23 protein-coding genes are annotated in these 24,033 nt (G+C 69.0%); 7 read left to right on the top strand and 16 right to left on the bottom strand.

Features of this window, described 5'->3' with window-relative positions; translation table 11 throughout:
- From OHB23_RS11905 to glnA, 5 genes are all read right to left on the bottom strand, one after another.
- The gene (locus OHB23_RS11905) at nt 1–975 is read right to left on the bottom strand and encodes a glycine betaine ABC transporter substrate-binding protein (RefSeq protein ID WP_027505791.1); all 975 of its coding nucleotides are present in this window, start codon (nt 973–975) and stop codon (nt 1–3) included.
- Nucleotides 975–1,787: an ABC transporter permease gene (locus tag OHB23_RS11910; protein WP_027505792.1), complete on the bottom strand. Its 813-nt coding sequence runs from the start codon at nt 1,785–1,787 to the stop codon at nt 975–977. The genes OHB23_RS11905 and OHB23_RS11910 overlap by 1 nt, the downstream gene beginning before the upstream one ends.
- Complete coding sequence (locus OHB23_RS11915; RefSeq protein ID WP_056445669.1) at nt 1,784–2,989, bottom strand: ABC transporter ATP-binding protein; 1,206 nt, start codon at nt 2,987–2,989, stop codon at nt 1,784–1,786. The genes OHB23_RS11910 and OHB23_RS11915 overlap by 4 nt, the downstream gene beginning before the upstream one ends.
- Entirely contained in the window at nt 2,982–3,632 is a 651-nt protein-coding gene (locus tag OHB23_RS11920) for an ABC transporter permease (RefSeq protein WP_027505793.1), read from the bottom strand. The genes OHB23_RS11915 and OHB23_RS11920 overlap by 8 nt, the downstream gene beginning before the upstream one ends.
- Nucleotides 3,633–3,870: 238 nt before the next feature.
- Nucleotides 3,871–5,307 carry a type I glutamate--ammonia ligase gene (glnA, locus tag OHB23_RS11925; protein ID WP_027505794.1) on the bottom strand — a complete coding sequence of 479 codons (1,437 nt, stop codon included), beginning with the start codon at nt 5,305–5,307 and terminating at the stop codon, nt 3,871–3,873.
- A gap of 226 nt (nt 5,308–5,533) precedes the next feature.
- Here glnA and OHB23_RS11930 point away from each other — a divergent pair, with 226 nt between their 5' ends.
- Nucleotides 5,534–6,007 carry an RDD family protein gene (locus tag OHB23_RS11930; RefSeq protein ID WP_027505795.1) on the top strand — a complete coding sequence of 158 codons (474 nt, stop codon included), beginning with the start codon at nt 5,534–5,536 and terminating at the stop codon, nt 6,005–6,007.
- Nucleotides 6,008–6,076: 69 nt separating this feature from the next.
- On the opposite strand, the gene OHB23_RS11935 is transcribed toward OHB23_RS11930, so the two are convergent.
- The 5 genes from OHB23_RS11935 to sucB all read right to left on the bottom strand — a co-directional run bounded on the left by OHB23_RS11935 (nt 6,077) and on the right by sucB (nt 11,642).
- The gene (locus OHB23_RS11935) at nt 6,077–6,829 is read right to left on the bottom strand and encodes a DUF4191 domain-containing protein (protein WP_056445665.1); all 753 of its coding nucleotides are present in this window, start codon (nt 6,827–6,829) and stop codon (nt 6,077–6,079) included.
- Nucleotides 6,830–6,911: 82 nt separating this feature from the next.
- Nucleotides 6,912–7,949: a lipoyl synthase gene (gene lipA / locus OHB23_RS11940; protein ID WP_027505797.1), complete on the bottom strand. Its 1,038-nt coding sequence runs from the start codon at nt 7,947–7,949 to the stop codon at nt 6,912–6,914.
- A 24-nt stretch (nt 7,950–7,973) separates the two neighbouring features.
- Nucleotides 7,974–8,741, bottom strand: a complete 768-nt coding sequence (gene lipB / locus OHB23_RS11945) for a lipoyl(octanoyl) transferase LipB (protein ID WP_222649293.1) — start codon at nt 8,739–8,741, stop codon at nt 7,974–7,976.
- 24 nt (nt 8,742–8,765) lie between these two features.
- Entirely contained in the window at nt 8,766–9,653 is an 888-nt protein-coding gene (locus OHB23_RS11950) for a TIGR01777 family oxidoreductase (protein WP_056445658.1), read from the bottom strand.
- A gap of 138 nt (nt 9,654–9,791) precedes the next feature.
- The gene (gene sucB, locus OHB23_RS11955; protein WP_328809602.1) at nt 9,792–11,642 is read right to left on the bottom strand and encodes a 2-oxoglutarate dehydrogenase, E2 component, dihydrolipoamide succinyltransferase; all 1,851 of its coding nucleotides are present in this window, start codon (nt 11,640–11,642) and stop codon (nt 9,792–9,794) included.
- Nucleotides 11,643–11,952: 310 nt separating this feature from the next.
- Here sucB and OHB23_RS11960 point away from each other — a divergent pair, with 310 nt between their 5' ends.
- On the top strand, nt 11,953–12,285 hold the full coding sequence (locus OHB23_RS11960) for an oxidoreductase (protein ID WP_328809603.1): 333 nt from the start codon (nt 11,953–11,955) through the stop codon (nt 12,283–12,285).
- Nucleotides 12,286–12,307: 22 nt separating this feature from the next.
- On the opposite strand, the gene OHB23_RS11965 is transcribed toward OHB23_RS11960, so the two are convergent.
- A complete protein-coding gene (locus tag OHB23_RS11965; RefSeq protein WP_222630518.1) occupies nt 12,308–13,816 on the bottom strand; it encodes a leucyl aminopeptidase in 1,509 nt (502 codons plus the stop codon).
- Between the two features lie 105 nt (nt 13,817–13,921).
- Here OHB23_RS11965 and gcvT point away from each other — a divergent pair, with 105 nt between their 5' ends.
- Nucleotides 13,922–15,037 carry a glycine cleavage system aminomethyltransferase GcvT gene (gene gcvT / locus OHB23_RS11970; protein ID WP_027505803.1) on the top strand — a complete coding sequence of 372 codons (1,116 nt, stop codon included), beginning with the start codon at nt 13,922–13,924 and terminating at the stop codon, nt 15,035–15,037.
- A gap of 33 nt (nt 15,038–15,070) precedes the next feature.
- Nucleotides 15,071–16,174 carry a branched-chain amino acid aminotransferase gene (locus OHB23_RS11975; protein WP_027505804.1) on the top strand — a complete coding sequence of 368 codons (1,104 nt, stop codon included), beginning with the start codon at nt 15,071–15,073 and terminating at the stop codon, nt 16,172–16,174.
- A 4-nt stretch (nt 16,175–16,178) separates the two neighbouring features.
- Here OHB23_RS11975 and cobS read toward each other — a convergent pair whose 3' ends face one another.
- Genes cobS through OHB23_RS11995 form a run of 4 tightly spaced genes read right to left on the bottom strand, consistent with a single transcriptional unit; the run spans nt 16,179 to nt 19,226 of the window.
- Complete coding sequence (gene cobS, locus OHB23_RS11980) at nt 16,179–16,931, bottom strand: adenosylcobinamide-GDP ribazoletransferase (RefSeq protein ID WP_328809604.1); 753 nt, start codon at nt 16,929–16,931, stop codon at nt 16,179–16,181.
- Complete coding sequence (cobT, locus tag OHB23_RS11985) at nt 16,931–17,986, bottom strand: nicotinate-nucleotide--dimethylbenzimidazole phosphoribosyltransferase (protein WP_037185716.1); 1,056 nt, start codon at nt 17,984–17,986, stop codon at nt 16,931–16,933. The genes cobS and cobT overlap by 1 nt, the downstream gene beginning before the upstream one ends.
- Nucleotides 17,980–18,546 (bottom strand): bifunctional adenosylcobinamide kinase/adenosylcobinamide-phosphate guanylyltransferase, encoded by a 567-nt coding sequence (locus OHB23_RS11990; RefSeq protein ID WP_328809605.1) that lies wholly within the window; start codon nt 18,544–18,546, stop codon nt 17,980–17,982. The genes cobT and OHB23_RS11990 overlap by 7 nt, the downstream gene beginning before the upstream one ends.
- A gap of 11 nt (nt 18,547–18,557) precedes the next feature.
- Nucleotides 18,558–19,226, bottom strand: a complete 669-nt coding sequence (locus OHB23_RS11995) for a DUF3043 domain-containing protein (protein WP_027505807.1) — start codon at nt 19,224–19,226, stop codon at nt 18,558–18,560.
- Between the two features lie 85 nt (nt 19,227–19,311).
- On the opposite strand from OHB23_RS11995, the gene OHB23_RS12000 reads away from it, so the two are divergent.
- From OHB23_RS12000 to OHB23_RS12010, 3 genes are all read left to right on the top strand, one after another.
- Entirely contained in the window at nt 19,312–20,361 is a 1,050-nt protein-coding gene (locus tag OHB23_RS12000; RefSeq protein WP_222638381.1) for a glycerate kinase family protein, read from the top strand.
- A gap of 97 nt (nt 20,362–20,458) precedes the next feature.
- Complete coding sequence (locus tag OHB23_RS12005) at nt 20,459–20,839, top strand: HesB/IscA family protein (RefSeq protein ID WP_027505809.1); 381 nt, start codon at nt 20,459–20,461, stop codon at nt 20,837–20,839.
- Between the two features lie 166 nt (nt 20,840–21,005).
- Nucleotides 21,006–21,980, top strand: a complete 975-nt coding sequence (locus OHB23_RS12010) for a carbohydrate kinase family protein (RefSeq protein WP_027505810.1) — start codon at nt 21,006–21,008, stop codon at nt 21,978–21,980.
- A gap of 14 nt (nt 21,981–21,994) precedes the next feature.
- On the opposite strand, the gene asnB is transcribed toward OHB23_RS12010, so the two are convergent.
- The gene (asnB, locus tag OHB23_RS12015; RefSeq protein WP_328809606.1) at nt 21,995–23,920 is read right to left on the bottom strand and encodes an asparagine synthase (glutamine-hydrolyzing); all 1,926 of its coding nucleotides are present in this window, start codon (nt 23,918–23,920) and stop codon (nt 21,995–21,997) included.
- Nucleotides 23,921–24,033: the final 113 nt, after the last annotated feature.

The following is a 24,033-nucleotide window of genomic DNA, read 5'->3' on the forward strand; positions in this document are numbered from 1 at the left end:
TCAGTCGGCCCCGGCGGTGACGAAACCCTGCTGCACCATCCAGTCACGCGCCACCTCGGCGGGTTCCCGGCCGTCGACGTCGACCTGCTTGTTCAGCTCGGTGATGGCGTCGATGGTGAGCGCCGCGGACACCGGCGCGGTGATCTCCGCGATCTCCGGGTAGCGGTCGGCGATCTCCTGACGCAAGTTCACCGTCGCGTTGTAGCGCGGGAAGAACAGCTTGTCGTCCTCGACGACCACCAGGTCGAGGCCCTTGATGCGGCCGTCGGTGGTGAACACCTCGCCGAACTTGCACTGCGAGCCGTCCGCCGTCGCCTGGTAGATGATGCCCGTCTGCAGGATCTGGCGGTTCACCGCGTTCGCGTCGAAGCCGTACGCCGCCGCCATGCCGGGGAAACCGTCCTGGCGGGAGTTGAACTCGGTCTCCACGCACACCGCCGCGGCGGCGGGATCACGCTGCACCAGGGCGGCGTAGTCGGACAGCGTCTTCACGCCGGTCTCCTGCGCCGTCTGCTGGTTCATCGCGAGTGCGTACGTGTTGTCCATCGGCGCCGGGTTGACCCAGACGATGCCGTTCGCCTTGTCCGCGTCGCGCACCGCGTCGTACTGCTCTGTCGCGTCGGGAATGGGAGTCTCGTTGCCGAGGTAGTTGATCCAGCCGGTGCCGGTGTACTCGTAGGTGACGTCGACCTGGCCGCTGATCATGGCCTGCCGCGTGCTGTTGGATCCCGAGATGTTGGTCAGGTCGCGGACGTTCGCCCCCGCCGCCTCGAGCGCGAACTCCAGGATGTAGCCGAGGATGATCTGCTCGGTGAAGTCCTTGGAACCGACGGTGAGCTCGGCACCTTCGAGACCCGGCTGCGCCGTGATGCTTCCGGGTTCGACGGCCAGGGGCACCGCGCTGCCGGACTGCAGCCCGCAGCTGGTGAGGGCGAGGGTGGAGACCGCGCACAGTGCGATCAGGGTACGGCGCATCAGCGCAGTCCTTTCGGTCCGAGGAAGGCCTCGGCGAGAGCGCCCAACCAGTCGACGAGCAACGCCAACGCAACCGCGAGCACGGCGCCCACGACGAGGATGAGCGGCTGATTGAGCTTGTACCCGGTGTCGATGAGCACGCCGAGGCCGCCGGCGCCCACGAGGAAGCTCAGCGTGGCGGTACCGACCGCCAGCACGAGAGAGGTGCGCAGGCCGGCGAGGATGTACGGCACCGCGAGTGGGAACTCGATGCGCCACAGGATGCCGGAGCCCGACATGCCCTGTCCGCGTGCGGCATCGATGTAACTGGCGTCCACCTGCTGGAACCCCAGCATGGTGTTCCGCAGCACCGGGAGCAGCGAGTAGAACGCGATGGGCAGGACACCGACCCAGAACCCGGTGCTGCCGGTCGCGAGGAACAACAGGACGAGCAGGCCGACGGCAGGCGCTGCTTGACCGATGTTCGCGATACCGATGAAGACGGGAGCGAGTCGTCGATAGCCGTTGCGAGTGAGGATGATTCCGAGGGGCACCGCGATCAGCACGACGAGTGCCGTCACGACGAACGTGATCAGGACGTGCTCGAGAACGCGCTGGGAGATCGTGGCGACGTTGATCGTCGCCGCCTGCGTCGCCGTGAGATCACGCGTGAGGGCGTAGACCAGCGTGACCACCACGAGGACGAGAACCAGTGCGGGCTGGACGACCAGACGGATCCGTTCGGCTCGCCGCGCTGCCCTGGCCGCGGACTTCGCATCGCCCTCTGCGTCGGCGGGATCGTCGACGACGGACGCCTCGACCGACGCCGTCACGACGACGCGCCCGAGACGGACGCCGCGCCCGCGTCGACCACGTCGTCGTGGTCGTGCGCGTGCTGCGAACGGATGGTCTTGATGGTGTCGATCAGTGCCTCGATGGTGACGGTGCCGACGTACTCGCCGCGCTTGCCCGTCACGGTCGCCGTCGCGTTGCCCTCGGCGAGCAGGGCCTCGAGCGCGTCCTGCAGCGTGGACTGGATCGACACGAGCTCACCGATCGGCACACCGACGTCGCGGAGGCTGCCCACGCCGGCGAGGTGACGACGGTCGGTCCACCGGATGGGCCGCTTCCGGGAGTCGAGGATGAGACCCCACGCCTCCGGATCGGTGCCGAGCGCCCGGTTCATCGTCTCGACCGGCTCGTCCTCACCGAAGGCGGGAACATCGCTGAGCTCGATGTCGCGCACACGCATGAGGGTGAGCTGCTTGAGAGCCGCACCGGCGCCGACGAAGCCGGCCACCGTCTCGTCAGCGGGATTGGCCAGCACGGCCTCGGGGGTGTCGTACTGCAGGATGCGGGACTGGTTGCCCAGGACGGCGATCCGGTCGCCCAGCTTGACGGCCTCGTCGAAGTCGTGTGTGACGAAGACGATCGTCTTGCCCAGCTCGGCCTGCAGGCGCATCAGCTCGTCCTGCAGGAGGCCGCGGGTGATGGGGTCGACGGCACCGAACGGCTCGTCCATCAACAGCACCGGGGGGTCGGCCGCCAGAGCGCGGGCCACACCCACGCGCTGCTGCTGCCCACCGGAGAGCTGGCGCGGGTAGCGCTCGCGGTACTGGCCCGGATCGAGTCCGACCAGATCGAGCATCTCGTCGGTGCGGTCGGAGATCTTCTTCTTGTTCCACCCGATGAGCCCGGGGACCATGCCGACGTTCTGCGCGATCGTCATGTGCGGGAACAGGCCGGCCTGCTGGATCGAGTAGCCGATGGTGCGTCGCAGCTCGTTCGGATCGATGGACAGCGCGTCCTTGCCGCCGATCGTGATCCGGCCGGACGTGGGCTCGATGAGGCGGTTGATCATCCGCATCGTCGTCGTCTTGCCGCAGCCCGACGGTCCCACCAACACGACGACCTCACCCGCGGGGATGGTGAGCGACACGTGGTCGACCGCGGCGGCCTTCTGGTTGGGGTAGGACTTCGTCACGTCCTCGAGGACGATCTCCGCTCCGGTGGTGGTGCGAGTCGTGTCAGTCACGGATACCCCTCGAGGTGGTGAGTTTGCCGATCAGGACGTAGATCCCGTCGAGGATCAGCGCCAGGATGACGATCAGGACGGTGCCGGTGAGGGCCTGGGGAACTGCGGTGGGGCTGCCGACGCGGGCGAGGCCGGAGAACAGGAGATTGCCGAGGCCGGGGCCCTTGGCGTACGCGGCGATGGCGAGAATGCCCATCGCCATCTGGGTGCTGACGCGCATCCCCGTGAGAATCGACGGCCACGCGAGAGGAATCTCAATGCGACGCAACACGGTGGCTCGACTCATGCCGATACCGCGTGCCGCATCGCTGACCGCCGGATTCACCGCGTCGAGTCCGACCACAGTGTTCCGGATGATCGGCAGCAACGAGTACAGCACCAGCGCGGTGACGGTCGGCTTGACGCCGAGACCGAGAATGGGAATCAGCAGTCCCAGCAGCGCGAACGACGGGATGGTGAGCACCGTGCTCGCGAGAGCGGTGGCGACGGCGGAGCCGGCGGGACTGCGGTAGACGAGGACTCCGATGGCGACACCCAGGATGGTCGCGATGACGACACACTGGACGACGGCGGAGACGTGAAGATAGGAATCGATCGCGAGCTGCCTTCGGCGGCCGACGATGAAGTCCCACAGAGCATCCATCAGGTGCAGATCCTTCGCTCGGCAACAGGAGAGACGCGACTGTGGTGGTGCCACGACGTCCGGCGGCCGGGTGGATCGTCACCCGGAACACAGCGGACACCCGTGTCTACCCCGAAAGTTCAGAGTTCAATCCAGCTTTCGGTCGAGTCGTGTCCGCATCGTTCCCGAATCGTCCCGGAAACGACGCGAGCCCGCGCCGGACAGGGTCCGGAGCGGGCTCGACGTGGTGGAGCGTGACTCAGCAGTCGTAGTACAGCTGGAACTCGTACGGATGCGGACGGAGGTTCACCGGCGCGATCTCGTTCTCACGCTTGAGCGAGATCCAGGTCTCGATCAGGTCGGTGGTGAAGACGCCACCGGCGGTGAGGTACTCGTGGTCGGCCTCGAGGCGGTCGATCACGGCAGGCAGCGAGGTGGGTGCCTGCGGGATGTTCTTCGCTTCCTCGGGCGGGAGCTCGTAGAGGTCCTTGTCGACGGGAGCGAGTGGCTCGATCTTGTTCTTGATGCCGTCCAGGCCGGCCATCATCTGCGCGGCGAACGACAGGTACGGGTTACCGGACGCGTCGGGCGCGCGGAACTCGAGACGCTTGGCCTTCGGGTTGTTGCCCGTGGTGGGGATACGGACGGCGGCCGAGCGGTTACGGCCCGAGTACACCAGGTTGATGGGGGCCTCGTAGCCCGGCACCAGGCGGTGGTACGAGTTGATCGTCGGGTTCGTGAACGCCAGCAGCGACGGCGCGTGGTGCAGGATGCCGCCGATGTAGTGACGAGCGAGATCCGACAGACCCGCGTAGCCCTTCTCGTCGTAGAAGAGCGGCTTGCCGTCCTTCCAGAGCGACTGGTGGACGTGCATGCCCGAGCCGTTGTCACCGAAGAGCGGCTTCGGCATGAAGGTCGCGGACTTGCCGTGCTGCCAGCAGGTGTTCTTGACGATGTACTTGAACAGCTGCAGGTCGTCGGCTGCACGCAGCATGGTGTTGAACTTGTAGTTGATCTCCTGCTGACCGCCGGTGCCGACCTCGTGGTGGCCGCGCTCGAGCTCGAAGCCCGCGTTCTGCAGGTTGGTGGAGATGGCGTCGCGGATGTCGACGTAGTGGTCGTACGGCGCGACGGGGAAGTAGCCGCCCTTCGGGCGGACCTTGTAGCCGAGGTTGGGGGACCCGTCGGCCTCGGTCTCGGCGCCGGTGTTCCAGGCGCCGGAGCTCGAGTCGAGCTCGTAGAACGCGCCGTTCATCTGGGAGTCGTAGCGCACCGAGTCGAAGATGTAGAACTCGGCCTCGGGACCGAAGAACGCGGTGTCGGCGATGCCGGTGCTGGCGAGGTACTCCTCGGCCTTGCGCGCGACGTTGCGGGGGTCGCGGCTGTAGGACTCGCGGGTGTACGGATCGTGGACGAAGAAGTCCATGTTCAGCGTCTTGGCGTGACGGAACGGGTCGATCTGAGCGGTGCCGTAGTCGGGCAGCAGCATCATGTCCGACTCGTGGATCGACTGGAAGCCACGCACGGACGAGCCATCGAACGCGAGACCGTCTTCGAGGGTGTCCTTGGTGAACGCCTTCGCCGCGATCGAGAAGTGCTGCTGGATACCCGGGAGATCGGTGAAACGGATGTCGACGTACTCGACGCTCTCGTCCGCTATGTACTTGATGACCTCTTCGGCCGTGGTGAAATCCACGCTGGAACTCCTTCTTGTCGAGTGCTGGTCCGCGACGTCTGTGTGAGTGCGGCAGCTGCGCCACGCCGACGGTAGGGAAGTGGTGTTGCCTCACCGTCAAGTCCGTGTTTCGTCGGTGTTACGCGTCCCGTCGTCGCAGCTGGTGGCCGGTGGGAAGACCCTCCCGCCGGGGCGACACCTATCCTGGAGCAATGGCCCCGCACTCACACCAGTATGGAGAACACTCATGGCACGGATGACCGGATCGTGGCTCTCGGGCCCCGCCGCCGCGCTGCCCGACGGTGACCACGAGCAGCAGGCCTACCAGGGCGAGTACCTGGGACTTCCCAAGGTGGGGCCGGGTTCGCTCGCGCCGACACCGAGGCGTGTCGCGGCATTGGCCATCGACTGGCTGATGTCGATGGGTGTGTCCGCGCTGTTCCTCGGCGGCAGCGTCGCCGGGGGCAACCTGTCGACCCTGACCCTGGGAGTGTGGTTCCTGCTCGGATTCGTGTCCGTGAGCTTGTTCTCCTTCACGCCCGGTCAGTTCTGCATGGGCATGCAGGTGGCGCGCATCGACGCTCCGGGCCGCGTGGGAGTCGTGCGCGCGCTGGTGCGTCAGGTCTTCATCGCCTTCGTGGTGCCCGCCGTCATCACCGACATCGACAGCCGCGGCATGCACGACCGCGCGACGGGCACCGCACTCCTCATGTCCCGGTAGTGGGGCTCACCCCTCGTGCGCCCTTTGCGCATCCCTGGGTACGCACAAGGCGCACGGGGCCGGAGGCCACTAGCGACGCTTGATGGTGCGCTGCACACCCTTCATCTTCGCGCCGCCCGGCATCGGTCCCTTGGGGAGTGCCGGGCCACCGCGGGCGCCCAGCGCCGAGAGCCGTGACTCGATGGTCTCCATGCGCTTGCTGTCGATGTTCTTCGGCAGCTTGGTCAGGTACTTCTGCAGCTGCGAGAGCGGCACCTGGCCCTCGTCGTTGCCGACGACGACGTCGTAGATCGGGGTGTCGCCGACGAGGCGTGCGGTCTTCTTCTTCTCCTGCGCCAGCAGTGCCTTCACGCGCTGCGGTGCGCCCTCGGCCACCAGGATGACGCCGGGACGACCGATGACGCGGTGCACGGCGTCCAGCTGCGTGGTGCCGGCGATGGCGGTCTTGACACGCCACCCGCCCTGCAGGTTGTCCAGTGCCCACGCGGCGGCGCCGGCCTGGCCCTCGGCCTTGCCGTACACCGACTTCTGCACGCGGCGACCGAAGATCACGAACGCGATGAGCACACCGATGAGGAGCCCGAACGGCAGCAGGAGCCACTCGATCCCGAAGATCAGCCCGATCAGGAAGAACAGCACCGCCATACCGACGACCGATCCGATCATCAGCGGCAGGAGGAGCTTGTCCTCCTTGCGCTGCATCTGGAAGGCCTGCCACAACTGGGAGCGCCGTTCCTTCGACGCCTGCTTGCGTGCTGCCTTCGCCGCGGCCTTCGCCTCTTTCGAGGCCTTGCCCTTGCCTGCTGTACCGCCGTTCGCCATGGCTCCCAGGATAGGCGCAGACGCAGCGCGGCCCGCCATCCGGTAGGACGGCGGGCCGCGTGGTGTCGCTGGGGGTGTGGGGTCAGCGGGCTGCCAGGCGCGCCATCAGCGAGCTGGCTTCCTGGGACGCCTCGCCGCCGTGCTCGAGGTGGGACATGTTCTCGGAGATCGCACGGCCGTGGTGAGCCATGGCCTGCGCGTAGAGGCGACCCGCGCGGTACGAGGAGCGGACCAGGGGACCGGCGAGGACGCCGGCGTAGCCCATGGCCTCGGCGGCCTTGGAGTGCTCGACGAACTCCTCCGGCTTGGCCCACCGGTCGACCGGATGGTGCCGCGGCGACGGGCGCAGGTACTGGGTGATGGTGAGGATGTCGCAGCCGGCGTCGTGCAGGTCCTGCATCGCCTGCGTGACTTCCTCGTAGGTCTCGCCCATGCCCAGGATCAGGTTCGACTTGGTCACCAGGCCGGCGTCGCGCGCCGCGGTGATGACGTCGAGGCTGCGCTGGTAGCGGAACGCGGGACGGATGCGCTTGAAGATGCGCGGCACCGTCTCCACGTTGTGCGCGAGCACCTCGGGGCGCGAGGAGAAGACCTCGGCCAGTTGGTCGGGGTCGGCGTTGAAGTCGGGGATCAGCAGCTCGACACCGGTGTTGGGGTTGAGGCGCTTGATCTCACGGACGGTCTCGGCGTACAGCCAGGCGCCGCCGTCCTCGAGATCGTCGCGGGCGACACCCGTGATGGTGGAGTAGCGCAGACCCATCGCCTGCACCGACTCGGCCACGCGGCGCGGCTCGTCCCGATCGAGGTCGGCAGGTTTGCCGGTGTCGATCTGGCAGAAGTCGCAGCGACGGGTGCACTGCTCACCGCCGATGAGGAACGTGGCTTCGCGGTCTTCCCAGCATTCGTAGATGTTGGGACACCCGGCCTCTTCGCACACCGTGTGCAGTCCCTCGCGCTTGACGAGTCCCTTGAGTTCGGAGTACTCGGGGCCCATCTTCGCGCGGGTCTTGATCCACGACGGTTTGCGTTCGATCGGGGTCTCCGCGTTTCGGATCTCGAGGCGGAGAAGCTTGCGTCCGTTCGGAGCTTGTGCAGGAGAGTTCTCGGGTGCGACGGTCACCGCATCGATGCTACTCGCGGGGGGTCATCCGCCGAAGTTCACCGTGGTGAAGCGTGGCGTGGGTGCGACCGGCGTTCTGTCCAGATCGTGCACCGCCAACGGCAGGCGACCGTCGAGTGCGTCCAGGATGCGCTGCGTGACCGCCGGAGTGACCTCGTCGACGGTCACGTCGCGGCCGAGTTCGTCCGACAGTGTGGTGACGCCGGCGTCCGCGATACCGCACGGAACGATGGTGCCGAAGCCCTCCAGGGACGCATTGCAGTTCAGGGCGAAGCCGTGCAGAGCCACACCCCGCTGCACGCGGACCCCGATGGCAGCCACCTTGCGTTCGGGCTGCCGTCCCGGACCAGAATCTCGGGCTCCGCGCACCTCGCCGGCCGCGAGCCAGACGCCGGAACGGCCGTCGATACGCCCGACCTCGAGGCCCAGATCGGTGCACACGGCGATGAGTGCTTCCTCGATCAGCCGGACGTACCGAACGACGTCGACGGGCTCCGCGAGCCGCACGATGGGATAGCCGACCAGCTGCCCGGGACCGTGCCAGGTGATCTTGCCGCCACGGTCGACGTCGATGACGGGGGTGCCGTCGCGCGGCCGATCCTCGGGAGCCGTACGCCGACCCGCGGTGAAGACGGCGGGATGCTCGAGAAGCAGCAACTCGTCGGCGCCGACGTTCTCGGCACGACGGCCGGCGACCTCGCGCTGGATCTCGAGAGCGTCGAGGTAGTCGATCGTGCCGAGCGAACGCACGAGCATCGGCCGGGAGTCGGCGCGGGCGGAGCGGGTGATCATGACATCGAAGAGTACGCCGCCGGGTCAGCCGACGGTGTCCGCGAGCGCCTCTCCGATGGTGTTGTGCTCGAACGTGAATCCGTGCTTCTCGAGCACCGCGGGGATGGCTCGCGGATTGTGCAGGATGGCCTCGTTCGCGAACTCGCCGATGATCGCGGAGATCGCGAACCCGGGCACCATCCACGGTGCCGGGCGATGCACCGCTCGCGACATGGCGCTGTTGAACTGGGCGTTGGTCACCGGTGCGGGCCCCTGGAGGTTGACCGGTCCGGTGATGTCCTGATTCTCGAGGGTGAAGACGATCGCCCGGACCTCGTCCGTCAGTGAGATCCACGGGAAGTACTGGCGGCCGCTGCCGAGCCGACCGCCCAGCGCGAAGAGGTACAGCGGGCGGAGCTTGCCCATCATGCCGCCGTGCCGGGACAGGACGGCAGCGCTGCGCAGGAACACCACCCGGACGCCGTTCGAGGCCGCGAAGGACGTGGCGTCCTCCCAGTCGCGACACACCTCGGCGAGGAAGCCCGTACCGACCGGCGCCGTCTCGTCGACCACGGTGTCGCCGGTGTCACCGTAGAAGTTGATGCCGCTGGCGTTGACGAGCGTCGGCACCTTCGCCTCGACGACGGCGCGGGAGATCACCTCTGTGGGGACGATGCGACTGTCGCGGACGGCCTGCTTGTACGCGCCGGTCCACCGCTTGTCACCGATCCCGACACCGCACAGGTTCACCACGGCGTCGGCGCCCTTCAGCGCCTCCGGGTCGAGCGATCCGGCGGTGGGATCCCAGCCGATCTCGTCCGGTCCCGCGGGTGCACGGCGGACGAGGCGGAAGACGTCGTGCCCTCCGCTGCGCAACGCCGCCACGAGCGACGTGCCGATGAGTCCGGACGAACCTGCGATGACGATGCGCACGAGTGACTGCCTCCTGGGACGGCGACGGGGGCACCCACTGCACGGTGTGCAGCGAGTGCCCCCTCGTTCGACAGGTCACAGATTCCCGGAGGTCGGGGCTGCGAAGTGTCGGGGACTTCCGAGATTACCGAAGAAGCGTCAGAGGCCGAGGTCGGCTTCGAACGCGCCCTCCTCGAGGCGGTGCTTGATGGTGGTCAGGAAGCGACCCGCATCGGCGCCGTCGACGAGACGGTGGTCGTAGGTGAGCGGCAGGAACGCCATGGAGCGGACACCGATGGACTCGCTGCCCGAGGCGTCGGTCACCACGACCGGGCGCTTGACGATGGCCCCGGTGCCCAACATGGCGGCCTGCGGCGGAACCAGGATCGGCGTGTCGAACAGGGCGCCCTGGCTGCCGATGTTGGTGATGGTGAACGTGCCACCGGACAGCTCGTCCGGCTTGAGGCCGTTCGACCGTGCACGTGCCGCGATGTCCGCGATGGCGCGTGCGATGCCGGCCAGCGACAGGTCGCCCGCGTTGTGGATGACGGGGGAGAGGAGGCCCTGCTCGGTGTCCACCGCGATGCCCAGGTGCTCGGCGTCGTGGTACGTGATCTCCTTCTTCTCCTCGTCGATGCTCGCGTTCACGTTGGGGTGAACCTTGAGCGCCTCGACGACGGCCTTCGCGAAGAACGGCAGGAACGTCAGGTTGACGCCCTCGCGCTCCTTGAACGTGGCCTTGGCGCGGGTGCGCAGTGCTGCCACCTTGGTCAGGTCGACCTCGAACACCTGCGTGAGCTGCGCCGACGTCTGCAGCGACTCGCGGGTCTTCTTGGCGGTGATCTGCCGGATGCGATTGATCTTCTGCGTCGAACCGCGCAGGTGCGCGAGTTCGGGCCGCACGCCGGCAGTGGACGGTGCCGAGGGCGTGGCGGACGCGGCGGGAGCTGCGGCAGCCGGAGCAGCCTTCTCCTCGGCCGGTGCCTTCTTCGCCTCTGCGGCGGCGAGGACGTCCTGCTTGCGGATGCGCCCACCCACGCCGGTTCCCGACACGGAGTTCAGGTCGACGTCGTTCTCCTGCGCGAGCTTGCGCACGAGCGGCGTGACGTACGGGCTGGAACCGCCGGCGTTCGATCCGCCGGCCGGCGCCTCGGACTCCGACTTCGAGGAGTTCTCGGACTTGCTCTCGGACTTCGGCTCCGGCGTGTAGACCTCGCCGGCGGGCTCGGGGTCGGCCTGCTTGGCGGGCTTCTCGGCGGGCTTCGCCTCCGCCTCGGGCTCCGGCTTCTTCTCCGGCTCGGGCTTCTTCTCGGGCTCCGGCTCGGGCTCGGGCGCGGACTCCTTCTTCGCGGGAGCACCGGAACCGATGACGGCGAGCCGGCCGCCGACCTCGACGGTGTCGTCCTCCTCGGCGCTGATCTCGAGCAGGGTGCCGGCGACCGGGGACGGGATCTCGGTGTCGACCTTGTCGGTGGAGACCTCGAGGAGCGGCTCGTCCACGGCGACCTCGTCGCCGACGGCCTTGAGCCACCGGGTGACGGTGCCTTCCGTGACGGACTCGCCCAGTTCGGGCATCGTGACGGGAGTGCCGTCGCCGCCACCGGTTGAACCGCTGCTCGCACTGCCCTCGTCGTCGCTCTCGGGTGCGGGCGCGTCGGCCTCGCTCTCGCCCTCGACGGACGCCTGCTCGGCGGCGTCGGACGGGCCTGCGTCGGCTTCGTCGCTGCTCGAGTCGTCGCTGCTCGAGTCGTCGCCGTCGGACGGTGCCTCGTTCGCGTCACCGATGACGCCGAGCTCACCGCCGATCTCGACGGTGTCGTCCTCCTGCGCGACGATCTTGGTCAGGACACCCGCTGCCGGAGAGGGAATCTCCGTGTCCACCTTGTCGGTGGAGACTTCGAGCAAGGGTTCGTCGACTTCGACCGTGTCCCCCTCCTGTTTCAGCCACCGTGTGACAGTCCCCTCGGTGACGCTTTCACCGAGAGCTGGCATCTGGACGGAGAAGGTCATGTCTGTTGACTCCTCGACAAGTTGTAGTACGGGTGTAGCGGCTCGTGGTCGCTAGCGGGTGTGGTGTCTAGCCGGTCGCGGTACGTGGACCATTGTGGCCGCGTCGCACCGTTCTCGCGGCGAGTTGTGCCGGTAACGGGTGACGCGCACCGTGAGATGGTTCACGCGATGCCCGATCATCCTGTCACTTCGTGAGACGGTTCGCGCTCGGTGGGGTCGGCGTGCCGTCCGGATGATGGTGTGGACCGGATTGAGTGCATTTCGTGCACGCGAGAGTCGCGTGCACTGCTCGGCGGATGGAGGAGACACCGTGGGACTGTTCGACAGATTCAAGCGCCCGAGTCGATCCCGAGGCGGAGCGTCCTCGTCCGACAGAGCGCATCTCGCCGACTGGACGGCCGCCCGCATCGGCGTCGAGGCCTACGTCGAACCGGAGACGACGGTCACTCCGATCACCGTGGTGCTGGTCGCGAACGACGGTGAGTGGACCCGCCGCACGGTGGGCGGCGAGAAGGGCGCGCGCAAGCTGGGCGAGGACCTGAAAATCCCGGTCTACGACGTGCGCAAGACCGGGTATCCGCAGCGGATGCGGGACCACGACGCCCGACAGAAGATCATCCGGAGGCGCGAGCAGGGAGCCTGAGCTCCCCGCTCGCGCGAGCGGGTCAGCCCTGCTCGGCGATGTCCTCGAGCACCGAGATCATGGTGCGCACCGGGACACCGGTGCCGCCCTTGCTCGTGTAGCCGTGCGGCCCGCCGGTGTTGAAGGCCGGCCCGGCCACGTCGATGTGCGCCCACTGGACGCCCTCGGCGACGAACTCCTTCAGGTAGAGCCCGGCCGCGAGCATGCCGCCCCACCGGTGGTTGGTGACGTTGGCGAGGTCGGCGACGCGGGAGTCGAGATCGGGTCGCAGTTCGGCCGGCAGCGGCATCGCCCAGGCGTTCTCGCCGATGCGCTGCGAGATGGCGGCGACGCGGTCGCGGAACACCTCGGTGCCCATGACACCGGGGGTGCGTGTGCCGAGGGCGACCATCTGCGCTCCGGTGAGGGTCGCGGTGTCGATGAGGTAGTCCGGCTCGTCCTCGCAGGCGCGCACGATGGCGTCGGCGAGAATGAGGCGGCCCTCGGCGTCGGTGTTGATGACCTCGACCGTGGTGCCGCCGTACTGGGTCAGCACGTCGCCGGGACGCTGCGCCGTGGACGACGGCATGTTCTCGGCCATCGGCACCGTCGCGGTGACGTCGATCGGCAGCTTCAACTTGGCCGCCAGCACCACCGTCGCGACGACGGCGGCCGCGCCGGCCATGTCCGAGGTCATGTTCTCCATCCCCGCCGCGGGCTTGATGGAGATGCCGCCGGTGTCGAACGTGATGCCCTTGCCGACGAGAGCGACGGTGGGGGACTTCTTCTTTCCGCCGGACCAGGACAGCCGGACCAGACGCGGCGGGCGGGACGAGCCCTTGCCGACGCCGACGATGCCGCCGTAGCCCCCGCGCTCGAGTGCCTTCTCGTCGAGCACCTGCACGGTGAGGCCGGCCTCGGTCCCGAGGGCACGGGCGCGCTCGGCGAACTCGGCCGGGAAGAGGTGGCTCGGGGGCGTGTTGACGAGGTCACGCGCGGTGGCGACCGCCTCGGCGACGGCCTCGGAGCGCGCGAGTTCGGCGCGAGCCTGCTTGTCGCGCGGCGATCCGACGAGCAGATCCACCCGGGTGATCGGTGTCGCGTCGTCCTTGGGCGCCGACTTCTGCTTGTACTCGCTGAACTGGTATGCGCCGAGGTAGAGGCCCTCCGCGGCGGCGGCGAGGCCGACGGCGGACAGGGTCGTCGCGACGTGGCCGATGCCGGTGAGCGCGCGCGCCGCCGATCCGGCCGCACGACGCAGCACGTCGTCGGTGCGCTCGGCGGCGGTGCCCAGACCGACGGCGAGAACGCTGGCGGCGGGTAGGGACGAGGGTGCGGGAACGCGGGTGACCTGATCGGCCCGGCCGGTGGCGCCGAGGGCCGTGACCGCGGCGAGGACGTCTGCGGCGGCGTTCCCGAGGAAGTCCTCGCCGACGATGCGGACACCGTCGTCGGTCTTCTCGAGTCCGACGACGACGACCTCGACGGCCTTGTCGATGGTTCCGGCGAGGACCAGTTCGGGTCCGAGTGTGCGCTGCGACTGACTGCTCACGTGCTGCTGCTCCTGATGGTCGGGGACGGTCGGTGAGGGTGGAGCGACGCAGTCGATCGTATGCCGACCCCGACATCGGGCTCGTCTGAGTTAGCGTTCCCCACCATGAGCGAAGAGTTGTTGCACGGTCCGGTCCACGAGGCGCACGTCGCCCTCGGAGCCACGTTCGCCCCCTTCGGCGGGTGGACGATGCCGGTGTCGTACGCGGGCACCGTCTCCGAGCACACGTCGACGCGCACCACCGCGGGGTTGTTCGACGTGAGTCACCTGGGCAAGGCGGTCGTCTCCGGTCCCGGCGCCGCGGCGTACGTCGACTCGGTGCTGACCAACGCGCTCGACCGCATCGGGCCCGGCCAGGCGCAGTACACGTTGTGCTGCACCGAGAACGGCGGAGTGGTCGACGACCTCATCGCCTACCTCGTGTCCGACGACGAGGTGTTCCTCGTGCCCAACGCGGCCAACACCGCCGCCGTGGTCGAGGTGCTCGCGCAGGGTGCCCCGGCCGGCATCGAGGTCCGCTCGGCCCACCGGGAGTACGGCGTCCTCGCCGTGCAGGGACCGCGGTCGGCCGACGTCCTCGCCGCCGTCGGGCTGCCGTCCTCCCTCGATTACATGGCGTTCGAGGACGTCGCGTTCGGATCCGGCTCGGTACGGGTCTGTCGCACCGGCTACACGGGGGAGCACGGGTACGAGCTGCTGCCGCAGTGGGACACGGCCGCGTCGCTGTTCGAGGCGCTGCTGGGCGCGGTGCGCGAGGTGGGCGGCGAGCCCGCCGGTCTCGGAGCGCGCGACACGCTGCGCACCGAGATGGGCTACCCGCTGCACGGGCACGAGCTGTCCGTCGACATCAGTCCGCTGGAAGCGCGCTGCGGCTGGGCGGTGGGCTGGAAGAAGGACGAGTTCCGCGGACGCGACGCCCTCGTGGCGCAGAAGGAGGCGGGCGCACCCCGCACCCTCGTCGGCCTCCGCGCCGTCGGACGCGGTGTGCTGCGTCCGGATCTGACCGTCCTGCGCCCGGGGAATTCGGTCGGCACCGGAGAACCGGTCGGTGCGACCACGTCCGGCACCTTCTCGCCGACCCTCAAGGTGGGCATCGCGCTCGCGTTGCTCGACACCGCGGCGGGCGTCGCCGTCGGTGACGCGGTCGACGTGGACGTGCGTGGTCGGGCGATCGCGTGCGAGGTGGTCAGGCCGCCGTTCGTCGAGGCGCACGTGCGGTGAGATGCCACACCACGCTGCTTTAGAGTGTTCGGCATGACTGGCCTGGAATTCACGCGTCACGAGCACCCGTCGCCCGCCACCGCGGAAGCGCGGGCAGCGGTGTTGCAGGCGCCCGGGTTCGGCGTGCACTTCACCGATCACATGGTGGCCATCGACTACGACGCCGGCACCGGGTGGCACGACGCGGTGGTGACGCCCTACGCGCCGTTCCCGATGGATCCCGCGGCCATGGTTCTGCACTACGGCCAGGCCATCTTCGAAGGTCTCAAGGTCTACCGCCAGCCCGACGGCAGTCTCGCGTCGTTCCGCCCCGGCGCGAACGCGGAGCGCCTGCAGAGCTCGGCCGCGCGGTTGGCGATGCCGGCCCTGCCGGTGGAGCTGTTCCGCGAGTCCATCGAGCAGCTGCTCGCCGTCGACCACGAGTGGGTGCCCGTCGCCGGCGGCGAGGACGCGCTCTACCTGCGGCCGTTCATGTTCGCCACCGAGGCGGGGCTGGGCGTGCGCCCGTCGTCCTCCTACCGCTACCTCCTCATCGCCTCGCCCGCCGGCGCGTACTTCCCGCGCGGGGTCAAGCCGGTCAGCGTGTGGCTCTCCACCGAGTACGTGCGCGCCGCGCCGGGCGGCACCGGCGCCGCGAAGTTCGCGGGCAACTACGCGGCCTCGTTGCTGGCCCAGGCGCAGGCCGCGGACCAGGGCTGCGACCAGGTCGTGTGGCTCGACGCGCTCGAGCGCCGCTACGTCGAGGAGATGGGCGGGATGAACCTGTTCTTCGTCTTCGGCTCCGGACCCGACGCGCGGTTGGTCACGCCGTCCCTGTCCGGCTCGCTGCTGCCCGGCATCACGCGTGACTCGCTGCTGGCGCTCGCCACGGACGCGGGCTTCGCCGTGGAGGAGCGCAAGATCTCCACGGACGAGTGGCAGAAGAAGGCGGAGTCGGGCGAGATCACCGAGGTCTTCGCGTGCGGCACCGCAGCCGTGATCACCCCAGTCGGCAGCGTGAAGTCGGCCGAGGGCGACTTCCGTATCGGTACCGGAGAGCCCGGCGAGGTCACCATGGCGCTGCGCGACACACTCACCGGAATCCAGCGCGGCACCTTCGCCGACACCCACGGCTGGATGAGCACGCTGCGCGACTGATCGCTCAGCCGACGAGGCAGAGCACGAGCACCACGGCGGTGGTCAGCTCGATGCTCGCCCCGAGCACGTCACCGACGAGACCGCCGAATCGCCGAACGCAGTGCCGGGCGAGCAGAGTGACGGCAGCGAGTGCCACCGCGACGGCTGCCACTCCCTGCAGCGGGACGCCGGGGACGGCGAGCAGCCCGGCGGCGAGTGCCACGAGGACCCACAGGGTGACCACGGCGGGTGACTGCGACGCCGCGACGAGTGAGCCGAAGCCACTGCCGGTGGCGGCCGGCACCGAGCGGCGGCACACGATCACGACGGCGCACCGGGACACGACGGCAGCGACCACGATCGCGAGAGTGTCTCCCCGAGAGACGAGTTCGCCCATGGCCACCGCCTGCACGCCGAGAGTCAGAACGAGGGTCGCGGCCCCGAACGGTCCGGTGGACCCGGACTTCATGATCGCCAGCGCACGCTCGGCCGGGCCGTAGGACCCGAGTCCGTCCGCGGTGTCCGCGAGCCCGTCGAGATGCATTCCGCGGGTCAGCAGCGCCAGGGTGCCGACGCCCAGCAGTCCCGCGAGCGTCGGCGGCAGGTCGGCTGCGGCGCACGACCACACCACCAGTGCGGCCGCGCCGCCCAGCGCCAGGCCCACGAGCGGGACGATCCCGATCGCGCGGCGTGCGTCGTCGCGATCGACGGCGACCGGACCACGCACCGGCAGCACCGTCAGCCAGGAGAACGCCAGGCGCACCGGGTCCAGGAACATCAGGGCCGCGTGCTCACTCCGGCATCGGAGAACGTCGCCATGTCGGCGAGTGTCGCGACGGCACCGGACAGGATCGGCAGCGCGACCATCGCCCCCGAGCCCTCGCCGAGGCGCATCGACAGGTCGAGCAGGGGATCGAGTCGCAGGTGTGCGAGCGCCAAGGCGTGTGCCGGTTCCGTCGACCGATGGCCGGCCAGCCACCACGACGAGGCGCCGACCGAGAGATCGTTCGCGACCAGTGCCGCCGCCGTGACGACGACGCCGTCGAGCAGCACCGGTGTGCGACGCACCGCGGCCTGCACCAGGAAGCCGGTCATCGCGGCGAGATCGGCGCCGCCGACGGTGCGCAGCAAAGCGATCGGGTCGCGGGTGACGGGACGCGCACGCCGCAGGGCGTCACGGATCGCGGCGGTCTTGCGGATCCACCCCGCGTCGTCGATGCCGGTACCGCGGCCGACCGCCGCCACCGGTTCGGTGTTGGTGACGGCAGCGATCAGCACGGTGGCGGGGGTGGTGTTGCCGATGCCCATGTCGCCGGCGATCAACAGGTCGGCGCCGCCGTCGACCTCCTCGTCGGCGATGTCGCGGCCCGCTGTCAGGGCGGCGATCACCTCGTCCTGCGACAGTGCGTCCTCGCGGTCGATCGACCCACTGGAGCGACGCACCTTGTGCGACGACACGGAGTCGTCGGTGTCCGCGTCGACCGCGATGTCCACCACTCGCACGGTCGCACCGGACACCGTCGCCAACGCGTTGATCGCGGCGCCGCCGGCGGCGATGTTCGCGACCATCTGCGCCGTCACCTCGGGCGGGTACGCGGAGACCCCACCGCGGGCGATGCCGTGATCGCCGGCGAAGACCACGGCGCGAGCCCGAGCGAACCGATGCGGAGGGCTCACGCCCTGGCACGACGCGACCCACACGGCGAGGTCCTCGAGACGGCCGAGCGAGTCCGCGGGCTTGGTCAACGACGACTGCCTGGCTCTCGCCTCACGGGCGATCTCGGCGTCGGGTGGATCCACCGGACGGAACAGTGCGGAACTCTCGGTCACCACGTGCCTCTCGATCGGTCGGTGGGTCGGTCACTCGGTCGGGTGAGGGGGACGGACAACCCGGCCACCACCAACGTCACCGCGTCACACACCTGCGCGAGACGGGCGTTCGCGGCACCGATCTCGTCGCGGAAGAGTCTGCCCGCCCGCGACTCCGGGATCACGCCCAGACCCACCTCGGGGGAGACGAGCACCAGCGGACCCTCGAACCGGTCGACGGCCGTCACCAGGTCGTCGACCGCCCCCACCACCGTGCCCCGCGGCGAGTCCCACGCGCGCAGATCGTCCAGCGCGCCGGTGAGCCAGGTCCCCAGGTCGTCGACCAGTGTGGGCACGTCGTCCCGCAGGGCCTCGGACAGTGCCGCGTACGAGGTGATCTCGACCGTGGACCAGTGCTCCGGCCGCGTCCGTCGATGCGTGTCGATGCGGGCGTCCCAATCGGCGTCCGCACTGTTCCGCCGCCCGGTGGCCACGTACCGGACCTCGGCGTGACCGGCCAGCAACGACTCCGCATGGCCGGACTTGCCGGACCGGGCACCTCCGAGGACGAGCGTGCGCGTCACCGCGGGTGCGCTCAGACCGCGTCGCCGGGGCCGACGCGAGGCTTGGGGGCACGCATCTTGCGGACCTGCGACGCGCGGACGAACGAGTACCAGCCGAGCTTGAAGCCGCCGTCCGGAGTCTCGGGGAAACGGTCCCGCACCTTGTTGTTGACGCGGCGGCCGAGCAGATAGCCGTCGATACCCATGAAGATCATCATGATGAACAGCGCGAGCGTGACGATCGACTGCACCTCGGGGCTCAGGAACAGTGCCACGAGCAGGATCAGGGCCATCGGCATGAAGAGCCCGACGAAGTTGCGACGCGAGTCGACCAGGTCACGCGCGTAGGCGCGGACGGGGCCCTTGTCGCGGGGGAGGAGGAACTTGTCCTCGCCGGCCATCATGCGGGCACGCTGGTCCGCGGCCTTCGCGCGACGCTCGGCCGAGGCGGCCTTGCGCTCGTCCTTGCTGCCCCGCGTCGCCTTGCGTCGCGCCCGGGCCTCCTTGGCCGTCAGCGGCGCCGGTGCGACCGGGCCACGGCGGCGGCCCTCGGCCTCACGCCGTGAGGGCGTCGGACGGCCCTTGCCGAGGCTGACGTTGCCGCGGGTCTGCGCCGTGCTCTCGTCCAGGCTCGTCGACTCGTGGTCGACGGGGGTCTGGGTGTCGGACTTCTCACTCGACTTACCGAAGGGCAGCTTCACCCCCACAGGTTATTCGACGTTCACCACCACGCGAACACCGCAGTCGTGGGCTCTCACGACCGGCGCTCCTCGTTAGAGTGTTCCGATGCGCGTTCTCATCGCCCCCGATTCCTTCGGAGACACCCTGACCGCGGCCGAAGCAGCCGACGCCATCGCGGCGGGGTGGTCGAGCGCGCGCGACGACGAGCTGATCCTCGCGCCCCAGTCCGACGGCGGACCCGGGTTCGTCGACGCACTCGCGGCCGACGGAGGCGAGGTGATCGAGTCGACCGTGTCCGGACCTCTCGGCGACGTCGTGACTGCGCGCTGGTTGCTCGACGGCGCGACCGCCTACGTGGAGGTCGCGCAGACCGTCGGTCTCGGACTGCTCGGTCGTTCGCCGGATCCGGAGTCGGCCGTCGCGGCGTCCAGCAGGGGAGTGGGGCAGATCGTCGCGGAGGCGCTGACCCGTGGTGCGACCACCGTGGTGGTCGGTCTCGGTGGCAGCAGCTCGACCGACGGCGGCGCGGGCATGATCGAGGCTCTCGGGGGACCCGACGCGGCGGTCGCGGCTCTCGCGGACGTCGACCTCGTCGCGGCCACGGACGTCGACAATCCGTTGCTGGGTCCGGCCGGTGCGGCCGCGGTGTTCGGACCGCAGAAGGGTGCGGACGCGGACACCGTGCGTGTCCTGGAGGAGCGGAACGCCGACTGGTGCGTCGAGCTCGATCGCGTCGCCGAGCGCGCGGTGGCGGACCTGCCGGGGGCGGGTGCGGCCGGCGGCCTGGGCGCCGCGTTGCTCGCGCTGGGAGCGACCCGCACGTCCGGGGCCGATCTGGTGGCCGAGCGCACCCGTCGCCACGAGGTGATGCCGACGGTCGACGTGGTGCTGACGGGCGAGGGGAAGTTCGACTCGCAGTCGTTGCGAGGAAAGGTGGTGACCGCTCTCGCGGGGTCGGCTCGCGAGCACGGTGTGCGCACGGTGGTCCTCGCCGGTCAGGTGCGTCTGGGCGAGGACGACATGCGCGCGGCGGGCATCGAGTCGGCGCACTCGGTGACCGATTTCGCCGGATCGGTCGACCTCGCCATGTCGGACGCGCGTGCCCAGCTGACCGGACTCGCCGCGGACGTCGCCCGCACCGGCTCGTGGGCGTGACCGCCCCGGCGATCGTGTGGAATAGCGGGGTCGGGAGTACCGTTGACTGTGTTCGCCGGCGTTGTCGCCGAGAGGGCACGAACGATAGGGAGAACCCATGACTGTGCAGAACGACGTCGCCACCAGTGACGTGACCACCACCGACACCGAGACGCACGCCGTCCTGATGACCGAAGCGGCCTCGTCCAAGGCCAAGGCACTGCTCGATCAGGAAGGCCGCGACGACCTGGCGCTGCGCATCGCGGTTCAGCCCGGCGGGTGCGCAGGGCTGCGCTACCAGCTGTTCTTCGACGACCGCTCGCTCGACGGCGACCTGGTCAAGGACTTCGGCGGCGTCACGCTCGCCGTGGACCGGATGAGCGCGCCGTACGTCGAGGGCGCGTCGATCGACTTCGTCGACACCATCGAGAAGCAGGGCTTTACGATCGACAACCCCAACGCCACGGGTTCGTGCGCGTGCGGTGACTCCTTCAACTAAGTCCCGAGTAGTCTCCCGCCGTCCCCGGCACCCTGCGTGGGTGCCGGGGACGACGTGTGTCCGGGGTGCGTCGTCCCGGGGCGTCCGTCTGATGGGGTTCACCCACTCGTCACCCGGGTAAGGTTCACAGCAGTTCTCCTCCACCTGCTGCGAAAGGCCCTCGGACGTGACCATTGCGGTGTCCGGCTCCATTGCTACCGACCATCTGATGCGGTTTCCCGGTCGGTTCGCCGACCAGTTCCTCGCCGATCAGCTGGCACACGTCTCGCTGAGCTTCCTCGTCGACGACCTCGTCATCCGCAAGGGCGGGGTGGGCGGCAACATCGCCTACGCCATGGGTGTTCTGGGCGGCGCACCGCTGCTCGTCGGCTCGGTCGGTCCCGACTTCGCCGAGTATCAGACGTGGCTCGAGGACAACGGCGTCGACTGCTCCGCCGTCACCCTCTCCGAGACGGCTCACACCGCGCGTTTCGTCTGCACCACCGACGAGGACATGGCACAGATCGCCTCGTTCTACCCCGGCGCGATGACCGAGGCCGGCGACATCTCCGTCCACACCGTGGCCGAGGGTCGCGACCTGGAACTCGTCCTGGTCGGCGCCAACGACCCGGCCGCGATGATGCGCCACACGGCGGAGTGCCGCGAACTGGGCATCCCCTTCGCCGCGGATCCGTCGCAGCAGCTCGCACGCCTCGACGGAACGCAGGCCACCGAGCTCATCCAGGGTGCCGAGTACCTGTTCACCAACGAGTACGAGTGGGGCCTCCTCCGTCAGAAGACCGGGCTGACCGAACGCCAGATCCGCGACACCGTCGGCCTGCGCGTGACCACGCTCGGCAAGAACGGCGTCGAGATCGTCGGCGCCGACGGCACGGACATTCGCGTCTCCGTGGTCCCGGAGACCAGCAAGGTCGACCCCACCGGTGTCGGTGACGCGTTCCGCGCCGGCTTCCTCGTCGGCCGCGCCAACGGGCTGGGCCTCGAGCGCGCCGCCCAGCTCGGATCGTTCATCGCGGTGCTCGTGCTCGAGACCACCGGCACCCAGGAATGGACGCTCGTCCGTGACGACGCGATCAAGCGCCTCACCGACGCATACGGCGACGAGGCCGCGGCCGAGATCGCCGCGATCCTCCCGCAGTAGTTCGCGTCTGCCGGCTAGAGCCGAACCGGGTACGTGGGTTCGGCGATGGCCGGCACGATGCGCTTCTCGACGAAGATGCCGTGCCACACCATGAAGATGAGCACGGTCCACAACCGGCGGCTGTGATCGCTGCGTCCCTCGCGGTGGTCGTTCAGCATGCGGGTGATCGCGGCCTTGTCGAGCAGGTGATCGGTCTGGGAATCGGCGATCTGCTGGTGCGCCCAGTCGAAGAGCTCGGTGCCACGCAGCCAATGCCGAAGCGGCACAGGGAAACCCAGCTTCGCGCGGTTGAGCACATGATCGGGCACGATGCCGTCGAGTGCCTTGCGTAGCGCGTACTTCGTCGTCGACTTCGTGATCTTCTGCTCCAGCGGCAACTGCTCCGCCACCCGGAACACCTCGTTGTCGAGGAACGGCACGCGCAACTCCAACGAGTTGGCCATCGTGATCTTGTCGGCCTTCACCAGGATGTCGCCGCGCAGCCACGTGAACAGGTCCAGATGCTGCATCCGCGCCACCGGGTCCCAGCCGGCGGACTGCGCGTAGATCGGCGCCGTCACGTCCTGATGGGTCCACTCGGGCCGGAACTCGCGCAACACCGACCGCAACTGCGCATCGTTGAAGCTGCGCGCATTGCCGTAGTAGCGCTCCTCCAGGCTCATCGACCCGCGGTGCAGGAGACTCTTGCCGCGGGTGCCCTCCGGGATGCGCTCACTCAGTCGACCGGCGGCGCGTCGCAGGGAGGGTGGCAGCTTCTCGAACGGTGCGAGCGACAACGGCTCCCGGTAGATGGTGTAGCCGCCGAACAACTCGTCCGCACCCTCGCCCGACAGCACCACCTTGACGTGCTTACGTGCTTCCTTGGCGACGAAGTAGAGCGGCACCAGCGCCGGGTCCGCCACCGGATCGTCGAGATACCAGACGATCTCGGGGATCGACGCGGCGAACTCCTCGGGCCCGACGACCTTGATGACGTGCTTGGCGCCGATCGCGGCGGCCGACTCGGCCGCGACGTCCACCTCGGAGTAGCCCTCACGCTCGAAACCGGTGGTGAAGGTGACCAGATCCGGGTTGTGGCGCATGGCGAGCGCGGCGATCGCCGTGGAGTCGATGCCGCCGGACAGGAACGAGCCCACGGTGACGTCGGCACGCATGTGCTTGGCGACGGAGTCCTCGAGCGCCTCGGCGATCTCGCGGTAGCGCGCCGCCTCGGTGCCCGACGGGACGGGACGCACCGGGAACGTCGGCCGGAAGTAACGAGTGACGGTCGGCTCGGAGCCGGGAGTCAGTCGAGCGGTGCAGCCGGACTCCAGGCGACGGATGCCCGCGTGGAGCGTCTCGGGTTCCGGCACGTACTGCAGCACCGTGTAGTGCTCCAGGGCGCGGGGGTCGAGCTCGTCGGACACGCCCAACGACTCGAGGAGTTCGAGAATGCTCTTCTTCTCGCTCGCGAACGCGGTGCCCGCGGCGCCCGTCGAGTAGAACAGCGGCTTGATGCCGAACGGGTCACGCGCGAGGAACAGTTCCCGCTTCTCGGTGTCCCACAGCGCGAAGGCGAACATGCCCCGCAGGCGTCGAACGGCGTCGTCGCCCCAGAAGTGGAACGCGGCGAGAATGGCCTCGCCGTCACCCTCGGTGGCGAACGTCGCGCCGTGCTCGCGTGCCAACGTCTCGCGCAGTTCGAGATAGTTGTAGATCTCGCCGTTGAACACCAGCGCGTAGCGCTCCGGACTCTCCGCGGGACCCCAGCGGAGCGGCTGGTGCGAGTGCTCTATGTCGATGATCGAGAGCCGGTTGAAGCCCAGCGCCAGATCGTCGTCGTGCCACGTCCCCGGCTCGTCCGGCCCGCGGTGTCGCATGCAGTGCGACGCGTGGCCGACGGCATCGACGACGTCTTCCGCGGATGCGTTCGACGTCAGCAGTCCCAGCAGTCCACACACGGTCGGTACGCCTCGTTTCGTTCGGGTGTCGGCCCGGTAGCGGGCCTGGTCACAGGCGTCGCCGGGACCTCGACGGCCCGACGCGCATCGGTCCGAGTATGCCGCAGTGCGGC

This window comes from Rhodococcus sp. NBC_00294 (assembly GCF_036163995.1).
In the GTDB taxonomy this organism is placed as follows: Bacteria; Actinomycetota; Actinomycetes; order Mycobacteriales; family Mycobacteriaceae; genus Rhodococcoides.

Excerpts from the sequence above, each read along its gene's own strand:
- OHB23_RS11905 (WP_027505791.1), bottom strand. The coding sequence starts at position 975 with ATGCGCCGTACCCTGATCGCACTGTGCGCGGTCTCCACCCTCGCCCTC.
- OHB23_RS11920 (WP_027505793.1), bottom strand. The coding sequence starts at position 3,632 with ATGGATGCTCTGTGGGACTTCATCGTCGGCCGCCGAAGGCAGCTCGCG.
- OHB23_RS11930 (WP_027505795.1), top strand. The coding sequence starts at position 5,534 with ATGGCACGGATGACCGGATCGTGGCTCTCGGGCCCCGCCGCCGCGCTG.
- OHB23_RS11935 (WP_056445665.1), bottom strand. The coding sequence starts at position 6,829 with ATGGCGAACGGCGGTACAGCAGGCAAGGGCAAGGCCTCGAAAGAGGCG.
- lipB (WP_222649293.1), bottom strand. The coding sequence starts at position 8,741 with ATGATCACCCGCTCCGCCCGCGCCGACTCCCGGCCGATGCTCGTGCGT.
- sucB (WP_328809602.1), bottom strand. The coding sequence starts at position 11,642 with ATGACCTTCTCCGTCCAGATGCCAGCTCTCGGTGAAAGCGTCACCGAG.
- gcvT (WP_027505803.1), top strand. The coding sequence starts at position 13,922 with ATGAGCGAAGAGTTGTTGCACGGTCCGGTCCACGAGGCGCACGTCGCC.
- OHB23_RS11975 (WP_027505804.1), top strand. The coding sequence starts at position 15,071 with ATGACTGGCCTGGAATTCACGCGTCACGAGCACCCGTCGCCCGCCACC.
- cobS (WP_328809604.1), bottom strand. The coding sequence starts at position 16,931 with ATGTTCCTGGACCCGGTGCGCCTGGCGTTCTCCTGGCTGACGGTGCTG.
- OHB23_RS12000 (WP_222638381.1), top strand. The coding sequence starts at position 19,312 with ATGCGCGTTCTCATCGCCCCCGATTCCTTCGGAGACACCCTGACCGCG.
- OHB23_RS12005 (WP_027505809.1), top strand. The coding sequence starts at position 20,459 with ATGACTGTGCAGAACGACGTCGCCACCAGTGACGTGACCACCACCGAC.